Origin of the sequence: Enterococcus sp. AZ080, from assembly GCF_051714945.1 — a bacterium.
Taxonomy (GTDB): Bacteria; Bacillota; Bacilli; order Lactobacillales; family Enterococcaceae; genus Enterococcus_B; species Enterococcus_B pernyi.
Genome location: NZ_JBIOSV010000001.1, coordinates 727,429 through 737,500, shown reverse-complemented (window position 1 = coordinate 737,500; position 10,072 = coordinate 727,429). Strand labels below are relative to the sequence as shown.

10 protein-coding genes and 1 rRNA gene (1 of these 11 cut by a window edge) are annotated in these 10,072 nt (G+C 39.1%); 3 read left to right on the top strand and 8 right to left on the bottom strand.

From position 1 onward, the window contains the following. The 3 genes from IGK01_RS03425 to IGK01_RS03415 form a co-directional block, all read right to left on the bottom strand. Nucleotides 1-1,290: ribosomal RNA gene (locus tag IGK01_RS03425) — 16S ribosomal RNA — on the bottom strand (it extends 271 nt beyond the left edge of the window). Between the two features lie 812 nt (nt 1,291-2,102). Next, entirely contained in the window at nt 2,103-2,465 is a 363-nt protein-coding gene (locus IGK01_RS03420) for a hypothetical protein (RefSeq protein WP_010736093.1), read from the bottom strand. 71 nt (nt 2,466-2,536) lie between these two features. Next, nucleotides 2,537-2,917: a CvfD/Ygs/GSP13 family RNA-binding post-transcriptional regulator gene (locus tag IGK01_RS03415; protein WP_019724010.1), complete on the bottom strand. Its 381-nt coding sequence runs from the start codon at nt 2,915-2,917 to the stop codon at nt 2,537-2,539. A gap of 90 nt (nt 2,918-3,007) precedes the next feature. Between IGK01_RS03415 and IGK01_RS03410 the strand changes: the two genes are divergently transcribed. Beyond that, complete coding sequence (locus IGK01_RS03410; RefSeq protein WP_010736095.1) at nt 3,008-4,174, top strand: MalY/PatB family protein; 1,167 nt, start codon at nt 3,008-3,010, stop codon at nt 4,172-4,174. Nucleotides 4,175-4,318: 144 nt separating this feature from the next. Here IGK01_RS03410 and IGK01_RS03405 read toward each other — a convergent pair whose 3' ends face one another. Together IGK01_RS03405 and IGK01_RS03400 are read right to left on the bottom strand one after the other, a co-directional pair. Then, a complete protein-coding gene (locus IGK01_RS03405) occupies nt 4,319-4,903 on the bottom strand; it encodes a peptidylprolyl isomerase (protein ID WP_010736096.1) in 585 nt (194 codons plus the stop codon). A 50-nt stretch (nt 4,904-4,953) separates the two neighbouring features. Continuing rightward, nucleotides 4,954-6,066: an SLC13 family permease gene (locus IGK01_RS03400; protein WP_349521330.1), complete on the bottom strand. Its 1,113-nt coding sequence runs from the start codon at nt 6,064-6,066 to the stop codon at nt 4,954-4,956. Nucleotides 6,067-6,255: 189 nt separating this feature from the next. Between IGK01_RS03400 and IGK01_RS03395 the strand changes: the two genes are divergently transcribed. Beyond that, a complete protein-coding gene (locus IGK01_RS03395) occupies nt 6,256-7,254 on the top strand; it encodes an NAD(P)/FAD-dependent oxidoreductase (RefSeq protein WP_023519245.1) in 999 nt (332 codons plus the stop codon). 92 nt (nt 7,255-7,346) lie between these two features. After that, on the top strand, nt 7,347-7,856 hold the full coding sequence (locus IGK01_RS03390) for a phosphatidylglycerophosphatase A family protein (RefSeq protein ID WP_010736099.1): 510 nt from the start codon (nt 7,347-7,349) through the stop codon (nt 7,854-7,856). A gap of 106 nt (nt 7,857-7,962) precedes the next feature. Here IGK01_RS03390 and IGK01_RS03385 read toward each other — a convergent pair whose 3' ends face one another. The 3 genes from IGK01_RS03385 to IGK01_RS03375 are packed head-to-tail and all read right to left on the bottom strand — an operon-like array spanning nt 7,963 to nt 10,067. After that, nucleotides 7,963-8,610: a TIGR01906 family membrane protein gene (locus IGK01_RS03385; RefSeq protein WP_224434572.1), complete on the bottom strand. Its 648-nt coding sequence runs from the start codon at nt 8,608-8,610 to the stop codon at nt 7,963-7,965. A 4-nt stretch (nt 8,611-8,614) separates the two neighbouring features. After that, nucleotides 8,615-9,379: a TIGR01457 family HAD-type hydrolase gene (locus IGK01_RS03380; protein WP_349521327.1), complete on the bottom strand. Its 765-nt coding sequence runs from the start codon at nt 9,377-9,379 to the stop codon at nt 8,615-8,617. A gap of 4 nt (nt 9,380-9,383) precedes the next feature. Next, the gene (locus IGK01_RS03375; RefSeq protein WP_019723195.1) at nt 9,384-10,067 is read right to left on the bottom strand and encodes a YutD family protein; all 684 of its coding nucleotides are present in this window, start codon (nt 10,065-10,067) and stop codon (nt 9,384-9,386) included. Nucleotides 10,068-10,072 lie beyond the last annotated feature (5 nt).

Genomic DNA, 10,072 nt, shown 5'->3' with positions numbered 1-10,072 from the left:
GCCTCGCGACTTCGCGACTCGTTGTACTTCCCATTGTAGCACGTGTGTAGCCCAGGTCATAAGGGGCATGATGATTTGACGTCATCCCCACCTTCCTCCGGTTTGTCACCGGCAGTCTTGCTAGAGTGCCCAACTAAATGATGGCAACTAACAATAAGGGTTGCGCTCGTTGCGGGACTTAACCCAACATCTCACGACACGAGCTGACGACAACCATGCACCACCTGTCACTTTGCCCCCGAAGGGGAAGCTCTATCTCTAGAGTGGTCAAAGGATGTCAAGACCTGGTAAGGTTCTTCGCGTTGCTTCGAATTAAACCACATGCTCCACCGCTTGTGCGGGCCCCCGTCAATTCCTTTGAGTTTCAACCTTGCGGTCGTACTCCCCAGGCGGAGTGCTTAATGCGTTAGCTGCAGCACTGAAGGGCGGAAACCCTCCAACACTTAGCACTCATCGTTTACGGCGTGGACTACCAGGGTATCTAATCCTGTTTGCTCCCCACGCTTTCGAGCCTCAGCGTCAGTTACAGACCAGAGAGCCGCCTTCGCCACTGGTGTTCCTCCATATATCTACGCATTTCACCGCTACACATGGAATTCCACTCTCCTCTTCTGCACTCAAGTCTCCCAGTTTCCAATGACCCTCCCCGGTTGAGCCGGGGGCTTTCACATCAGACTTAAGAAACCGCCTGCGCTCGCTTTACGCCCAATAAATCCGGACAACGCTTGCCACCTACGTATTACCGCGGCTGCTGGCACGTAGTTAGCCGTGGCTTTCTGGTTAGATACCGTCAAGGGGTGAACAGTTACTCTCACCCTTGTTCTTCTCTAACAACAGAGTTTTACGATCCGAAAACCTTCTTCACTCACGCGGCGTTGCTCGGTCAGACTTTCGTCCATTGCCGAAGATTCCCTACTGCTGCCTCCCGTAGGAGTTTGGGCCGTGTCTCAGTCCCAATGTGGCCGATCACCCTCTCAGGTCGGCTATGCATCGTGGCCTTGGTGAGCCGTTACCTCACCAACTAGCTAATGCACCGCGGGTCCATCCATCAGCGGCACCGTAAAGCGCCTTTCAAAACGAAACCATGCGGTTTCGATTGTTATACGGTATTAGCACCTGTTTCCAAGTGTTATCCCCTTCTGATGGGCAGGTTACCCACGTGTTACTCACCCGTTCGCCACTCCTCTTTTCCCGGTGGAGCAAGCTCCGGTGGGAAAAGAAGCGTTCGACTTGCATGTATTAGGCACGCCGCCAGCGTTCGTCCTGAGCCAGGATCAAACTCTCATAATAAAAGTTAGAACAATCTTGCGATTGTTAAGCTCAATTTGTTTGCTAGCATATTGCTTGCTTGTTAAAAATGTTCGTTGTCTTGAATTGAATCAAGACGCCCTACACATTTGGTTTGTCTTACTTTGTTCAGTTTTCAAAGGTCTACGTGACAATTGAAACACAACTGCCTCAACTTATCGTTTGTCATTGCCGTAGCAACTTTTATATCTTAGCAAACTCTCGAATGATTGTCAACTATTTTTTAAAAGTTTTTTGAACTCGTTTTTCACGAGGTCGTTTTAGCAACTCACTTATCATAACTTGTCGTATGTTATTTGTCAACACTTTATTTGGCTTTAAATTCTTACATACAAGCGTCTCACAAAGCGCTGAAATAATTCAACTTCGTTATGTTAACATGGTTTTATCCAGCGGTCAATAGTTTTTTCGATGTTTTTCTGAATATTTTCAAAAGAACTTTTTTTCGAATCAACGTTTTCTAATTTACCATGCTACACACCTAGCGTCAATACTTATTTTTAAGTAAAAAAAAAAGACAAGGTTTCCAATTATTTTATGATCATTCGGATTATACATGTATTTAAGTGCTTTTTTTATAAAACAGGTAAAAAATCAATTGAATCCTGAACATTCTCTTCTACTTTTCTTTTAAAATAGACAAAAAAAAGAAGTTTGAAAGATATTCAAACTTCTCTGAAAGTCCTGCTTGGTTCCAAAAAATGATCTCCTATTTTATTCGTTGATTCTCAAGTAGTCAACGATACACCTGCGAACGGTATTCATTTCTCTTTGGTAGAGGTACTTGAATCAATTTAAAAAATCGGTACACCATCTACTTCATAAATCCCTAGTACCGTACGCATTTGTCCTGGATCTTCCCAATGATAACCTTCGCCTAACTGTTCTTGTTGATTTTTTTGTTCCGTTTCAAAAACAAAAAGTGGAACATTTTCTTGATTGATATGGGTATTCGTCAACTCCATCAAGTTGATTTTACTCACATCAATATGAACGTTTTCTTTTAAGAAACTAAGTATGTTTGCTAAACCAGTCTTATCATTTGAGTGGTCTGCGCATGCGAACTCTAATTTATTCTCTCTTGAATGAACTAAAAATTTTTTAGATCCATCCTCCAAATGCAACATAATTGTACCAGCGACTCTTTTGTTTGCCAAAATTTCCACCTCGATCAACTTGTTTATGGCTTACAAGAGAATTTTAGCATATTTTCAGAAAAAATACACTTTTATTTCCTTGATTCTTTTTTATCTAATTGGATCAATGCTTCCTTGATCCATATAGGTAACTGTTTTTCAATCGTTGCAAACCCGATTTTTTTATTTTTATTAGTGAAGTATCGTTTTCTTCGGTATGGGATCGATGGTACTTTCTTTTCTAAGGTACGTAACGACAGACTGATTTTATTCGAATACTCATCAATATCAATGATTTGTACAGTCACCGGTTGCCCCACCTTCAATAATGTATGAATACTCTTCGTATAACCAGATTGCACTTCTGATACGTGGATCAACCCTTGTGTCTCTTCATCTAATGAAACGAACGCTCCATATGGTTGTATTCCAGTAATTTTCCCTTTGATTATTTCGCCTATTCTATAAGTCATATACTTCCCTCTCTTCGCATTTATCATTATACTGTAAATATTAAAAAAAAAGAAGTTCTGTTCTTGCATCTAGATATGGAGGTCTTATAGATGGAACAATTTGATGAAATAGTTTCAAGACTAAACACAGATAGCGTAAAATGGGATGCCATCTCACAAACTTATCATAGGAATGATCTTTTACCTTTATGGGTAGCGGATATGGATTTTCTTGCCCCTCAAGGAGTAACAACCGCTTTTCAAAACTATCTGCAAAAAGGCATTTTTGGTTATTCGATCGTACCGGACGGTCTCTACCGATCAGTGATTGATTGGGAAGAAAGGCGCCATCATGTGACTCTAACTAAAGACCACATTCTTTTCACTAGTGGAGTCTTAGCTAGTCTCTCCTTGGCGATTCAAGCATTTACAGCTCCAGGTGATGCAGTGTTGATTCATGATCCAGTTTATCCGCCATTTGGTGCAATTGTTGAAAATAATGAGCGTCAATTGATTCGCAGTCCTTTAAATAAAGCAGCCGATCATTTTGAAATGGACTTTCAAGATATGGAAGAAAAAATCGTCTCAAACAAGATAAAAGCAATGATTCTATGTAACCCGCATAATCCAGGTGGTCGTGTTTGGACTAAAAAAGAGCTCAAACAGTTAAGTGAACTCTGCTTAACATACGACGTCTTCTTATTTAGTGATGAGATCCATCAAGATATCGTCTTTTCCGGACATGGATTCACCTCGATTCAAACAATTGATCCTGCCCTTTCTCGATTATTGATCACATTCACTTCAGCAACTAAGACATTTAATCTAGCTGCAATAAAAAATTCAATGGTTTTCATCAAAGATCATGATTTAAAAAGTCGCTTTACGAAACAATTAGAAAAAAATCAACATCAAGGAATCAATACTTTCGGACTTTTAGGCACTCAAGCCGCTTACGAAACTGGTGAGGAATGGTTAAATGAGTTATTAGTTTATCTGGAAGAAAATGTCCAAGAAGTCATTACCTTCTTTACTAAGCATCTCCCTGATGTCAAAGTGATGAAGCCAGAAGGAACGTACCTTATATGGCTTGATTTTTCTGCCTATACGGACGATGACCGACTACTTGAAAAGAAGTTGATTGAAAAAGGCAGAGTCGTCTTGAATCCTGGGATCAGTTTTGGACCAAGTGGTCATTGCCATATGCGTTTGAATGTCGCTTGTCCAAGATCAGTATTAAAAGAAGGGCTTTTACGTATCCAACGTGCTTTAAGTTAGAAAACGAAAGAAGTCATTGGACAAAAAATGTTAGTCTTCCCTACTTTGTTACCACCCCAACCAAAAAAGCACCGAACAGCAAAAGTATTTTCTGCTTTTGCTGTTCGGCGTTTTTTAAGAGCTTGGTATGTTTAAAATTTTACTTTATTCAGAAATCTCAATCGTTTCGATCACTACATCATGTACTGGACGATCTTGTGGTCCACGTTGCGCATTTGCGATATCATCGACTGTATCCATTCCTTCAAGTACATGGCCAAACACTGTATGACGGAAATCAAGCCATGGTGTTCCCCCATTTTTATACGCTTCAATGATTTCTTTAGGGAATCCTGCTCCTTCTAATTGACTAAGCATGTTTTCTGGCACATTTGTGTTGTTGACGATAAAGAATTGGCTACCATTTGTATTTGGACCAGAGTTAGCCATTGATAGTGCGCCACGTAGATTGAACAATTCGCGGCTGAACTCATCTTCAAAACTTTCGCCGTAAATGCTTTCGCCTCCCATACCTGTACCGGTTGGGTCGCCTCCTTGAATCATGAAATCAGGGATCACACGATGAAAAATCACGCCATCATAGTACCCTTTTTTTGCTAATTCAACAAAGTTTTGGACTGTTTTAGGTGCTAACTCAGGAAATAGTTTTACTGTAATATCTCCGCGGTTCGTTTTTATAAGAGCTTTAGGCCCCTTCTCATTCATAAGATCAAGTTGTGGAAATGCCATTTTTTCTTCCTCCTAAAAAATTCTGTCTTCCTGTGTAATCATAACATATTCTATTGATATACGGTAAAGATGAGCCACAAGAAAATCAAAAAAACGATGTTGTAGAATGCAAAGACGAATAAATACTTTTTTCTCCATTCCGGATATTGCTTGATGACTAATTTGTAAGAGATCAAACTTGCCATTGAAGCAATCAATGTCCCTAATCCTCCCAAGTTCGTCCCAATGATCAAACCCTTGATATTTTCTGTATAACTTGATAACAGGAGCGCCGCAGGAACATTACTAATCAATTGACTTGCAAAAATGCTTGCACTGACTTCATGATGCGCCACACTTTTTTCAAAAAAGGCTCGGACAACATCTACTTGTTTGATATTCCCGATGAATATAAAAAGAAAAACAAACGTAAATAATAAGGAGTAATCGATATGTTTAAAGAGTCGGCGATCATTGCCTAGGATACTGACACTCACTAAGACTAATACGACATAATGAGGGATGATGCCACTTACAGCTAGAAGACATATTAAAAATAGACCAAAATAAAAAATGAGTTGTTTTCGCTTTAACATTATCTCTTCTGTATTCGCCAAATCGATGGTATTATTCTTGATTCTCCCATAGATCAACACCACCAATAATATGGCAGCAGCCAGTGTATAGGGAAGCATCAACTGTAAAAATTCGAACAGTTGTAAGTGTGATTGTGCGAATAAATAAAGATTTTGTGGATTACCGATCGGAGTGAACATACTTCCTAGATTACTCGCAATCGTCATCAAAGTTATGACGAGAGGAATCAATGTTCGCATGCCGATTCTTTCTACTATCAATAGACCAAATGGTACAAAAATGATCAGTGCCACATCATTCGTAATCAGCATACTACTGATAAACGTGAGAAACACTAAAATCAAAATAATCCCTCTCGTATTTTTTGTCTGGGTGATCAAATAATTGCCTAGATAATCGAAAAACTGTTGTTGCCGTATCCCTTCTACAATCAACATCAAACAAAAAAGAAGAATCAATGTGTGAAAATCGATATAAGAAAAATAATTGAAGTTTGGCGGGATGATGAACATGGTACCTATTGCTAAAAGAAAAGACAGCGTCAATACTCCGTCTTCTTTTGCATTGCTTGTTATTCTTTTAATCATAAAATTCTACCTCTTAGATTCAAACACTTCGTACTAGTAAAATAACTCTTTTTAGCTAATATTGAAAGTAAATAAACTATATGTTAGATCACTCCTTATATTTTAGTGACTGCTCGTTCCATAATTAAACTATTTGAGAAGAATTCTCAATTAAATTCTGTTATAGTGTCACCAAGGGAGGAATTTCAAATGGAAATTTACGATATTACAATTATTGGTGCAGGGCCGGTTGGCATGTTTGCAGCTTTTTATGCTGGTATGCGCCAAGCGAAAACCAATATTATTGATAGTTTGCCTCAACTTGGTGGACAGTTAACTACCTTATACCCTGAAAAATATATTTATGACATTCCTGGTTATCCAGCAATCAAAGCGGTTGATCTTGTTAATAATTTAAAGAAACAATTGACCACTTTTAATCATACATTTCATTTAAATGAAGAAGTTCTCTCACTTTCCAGAGAAGATGAGATCATCGAGATCACTACTACGAAAGGTATCCATTATTCAAAAGCTGTGATCCTGACGCTAGGAAGTGGTTCTTTCCAACCAAGAAAGCTGAATTTAGAACATGCTGACCGATACGAAAACCATGGGTTAGATTATTTCGTGAACGACTTGATGAAATATGCAGGAAAGAAAGTTGCCATTGCTGGTGGTGGGGATTCAGCAATCGACTGGGCACTGATGCTTGAACCTATTGCGAGTGAAGTTTATTTGATTCATCGTCGAGAGGCATTTAGGGCTCATGAACATAGCGTCAATCAGTTGAATCAATCCTCTGTAAATGTATTAACACCTTATTTGATTGAGCGTTTATCTGGTTTAAATGGAGAGTTGTCAGACATTCGTCTAAAAAAAGCTAAGACGGATGAAACGATTGATCTCATGGTTGACTCATTGATCGTCAATTATGGGTTCACTTCTAATTTAGAGCATTTATCTTCTTGGGGACTTGAAAGTTCCAGAAATGCGATCACCGTCCACTCTGATATGTCAACTTCAATTCCTGGTGTGTATGCTGCTGGCGACATTTGTAGCTATGAAGGAAAAGTGAAATTGATTGCCACGGGATTTGGAGAGGCACCGACTGCTGTCAATAACGCGTTACATTTCATCAATCCAAAAGAACGTACGCAGCCTGGTCATAGTACAAGCCTTTACGATAAAACATTTGGACCAAAATAACTTAGCTGCTTTTTTATAAAAGAAATGATTCTTGCTTTTTGTACGTACTACGTTACCATTATAGATAGAAAGAAGAGACGGAGGAATCAAAAATGGTCATAAAAACAGAAACCTTAGAAGAAAAAGCGCGAGATCTCCTAAAAGAACGTGGCGTAACAATTGAGGATATCGCTGAATTAGTCATGTTTTTACAAAAAGACTATATCTCAGATTTAAGCTTGGAGGATTGTGCGGAAAGTATTAACGCAGTCTTGACAAAGCGTGAAGTCCATAACGCGATCATTACTGGCATCCAATTAGATATCTTGGCAGAACAAAAACAATTGATGAGCCCTCTTCAGCATATCATTGAAGATGATGAAGGATTATACGGAATAGATGAAATTTTAGCCTTGTCGATCGTCAATGTTTATGGAACGATTGGTTTTACCAATTATGGCTATATCGATAAAGTAAAACCTGGGATCTTGAAAAAGTTAAATAGTCACGATGGCAAAAATGTCCATACATTTTTAGATGATATCGTGGGAGCAATTGCTGCCTCTGCCGCAAGCCGCTTGGCCCACCAAGAACCGGAAAAACGGAGCCGTTTGACACAATAATCAAATAAAAATAAAAAATCATCCATAAAAATCGCAAAAGGATTTTTATGGATGATTTTTTGCTATATCCGAAAAAGCAATCAACGCGCTACACGAAAGTGATTGTTTAATTGTTCCCCTTTTTCAATTCTCTTTTGCCAACAAGAACCATCAAAGCGAAAAATAATTCGATAAGCACAAAAAACAGAATGAAACAATGCATGAAGTATTGCTCAGGTAACACATTGATGATTGGATCAGTTTGAGGATCAAACAACCAGTCATCATTATTGAAAAATGTTTCGTGAAAAAGAATAAAAAAATGATCAAAACCAATCAACATAAAAAAGCCAAAAACAAATGGTAGGATCATGCCGATTTGGAATGGGCGGATTAGCCGCCACAAACGCTGATTTCTTTTCAACTGGCGAAGGAACAAGCCACTTGGGATCAATGTAAGTAACAACACCGCATAATTGAGCATGAATAATAACTTGACTTCATAAAAATGATGTAAGCCACTCGCTGACATTGGAAAGTCGGGAAGTGCCAACACTTGCTCAAAAGGATTATTCAGATACCTCATCAGTTGATCATAATTTTGGAGTAATGTTGGCTGATCTACGGTAGTGTAATCCAAGATACCTAGATGCCCAATATCAAACACATATAGTGGGCGGAAATTGATCGTTATTGCAATTGCTAAAGTGAGCAACGTCAGGAACAAACTAACCATCCCCGCATATTCCACCCATTGCCATCGTTTATTTTTCATTGTTTTAGAAACTCCATTCATCTAACGATTGCAAAACGAAGGTAGATGGTGTTGGTAGATCTGGAATGTCTTCTTCTTTGGTAAAACCTGATAACACAAGCAGTGTGTCGATACCATTACGAATCCCTGCTTGGATGTCAGTTTCATAATTGTCCCCTACCATGATGACTTCTTCTTTGTTCAATCCTAAAAGTTCCACTGCTTTATCCATAATGATTGCTTCTGGCTTACCAATATAGACTGGTGTAGTTTGTGTCGCTGTCTCTACAAAAGAAACAACCGAGCCAGCTCCAGGTAATAATCCTCTTTCTGTAGGGATATTTTTATCAGGATTTGTACCGATGAACGTTGCTCCCTTTTGGATCGCTAAGGTTGCGGTCACCACTTTTTCGTAAGTCAAGTGATTATCTAAACCTACTACGACATAATCAGGATGTTCTTCTTCCCATACAAACCCTGCCTCCAAGATCAAATCTGTCAAGCCAGCTTCACCGATCACATACACTTTATTTCCTTTAGCGTCTGATTTCATGAAATCAATGGTCGCTAGAGATGCTGTATAGATCGTTTCTGGTGAGACATGGATATCAAACTCAGTGGCTAAACGTTGTGCCACTGTTCCCGGTGTTTTTGTCGTATTGTTGGTTACAAATAAAAAGGGCGTCCCATTTTCCTGTAACTGTTCGACGAATCGTTTTCCTGCCGGTATCGGCTCCGTTCCACGATAGATCGTTCCGTCTAAATCGATCAAATAGCCTTTATAATTCATAGGATCATTCTTCCCTTTGTCTAATAGTAAAATTCTTTTTAGAAGTTGATTTTGTTGGGCGTTCTGATGTTTTTTCAGTTCCCTTCGGTGTTGCCTTAGTAGTTGCTGGTTTACGATTTTTGATCACAGGTTGTTTGCGTACCGATTCAACGGGCGCTTTTTTTTCATCGATATGCGCTTGATTGTTGCGATTCGGATTTTTTTTCTTTTTACGTCGTTGGGTATTTTTTTCTTTTTTTCCACCAATGCGTTCAATGACAAAATATGCACAGCCAAAATTACAATATTCGTATAAATAGTCTTCTAATGCATCAATTCGCTGATCTGGGTGAGCACGTCGATTCGTGGCATCAAAAAAGCCTTTCAAACGTAGCTGTTCGTAACCCCAGTCACCTACGATGTAATCGTATCTGGAAAGCACTTCGCTATATCTCTCACCAAGCTTCTCAGCATTGAAACCTTCCCGGTAATCCGTTACGATACGATAAGGTCTATCACCAATCAAAAGATTCGTTTCATCTGTCAATGTGACGATTTCTCCTTTGACTTTCTCTGGCTTCGTTTCCTCGATTATTTCTTCTAAAACTGCCGTCACTTCTTCGGTCACTGTTTGTTCTTGTGAGCGATCGACCGTTTCTTGACTCTCTTTTTTGTCACTGTTGTGTTGTTTATTTTGTTTCGTCGACATGCTTT

Coding starts and splice junctions, on each gene's coding strand:
- IGK01_RS03415 (WP_019724010.1), bottom strand. CDS start 2,917: ATGACTTATAGAATAGGCGAAATAATCAAAGGGAAAATTACTGGAATA.
- IGK01_RS03410 (WP_010736095.1), top strand. CDS start 3,008: ATGGAACAATTTGATGAAATAGTTTCAAGACTAAACACAGATAGCGTA.
- IGK01_RS03405 (WP_010736096.1), bottom strand. CDS start 4,903: ATGGCATTTCCACAACTTGATCTTATGAATGAGAAGGGGCCTAAAGCT.
- IGK01_RS03400 (WP_349521330.1), bottom strand. CDS start 6,066: ATGATTAAAAGAATAACAAGCAATGCAAAAGAAGACGGAGTATTGACG.
- IGK01_RS03395 (WP_023519245.1), top strand. CDS start 6,256: ATGGAAATTTACGATATTACAATTATTGGTGCAGGGCCGGTTGGCATG.
- IGK01_RS03390 (WP_010736099.1), top strand. CDS start 7,347: ATGGTCATAAAAACAGAAACCTTAGAAGAAAAAGCGCGAGATCTCCTA.
- IGK01_RS03385 (WP_224434572.1), bottom strand. CDS start 8,610: ATGAAAAATAAACGATGGCAATGGGTGGAATATGCGGGGATGGTTAGT.
- IGK01_RS03380 (WP_349521327.1), bottom strand. CDS start 9,379: ATGAATTATAAAGGCTATTTGATCGATTTAGACGGAACGATCTATCGT.
- IGK01_RS03375 (WP_019723195.1), bottom strand. CDS start 10,067: ATGTCGACGAAACAAAATAAACAACACAACAGTGACAAAAAAGAGAGT.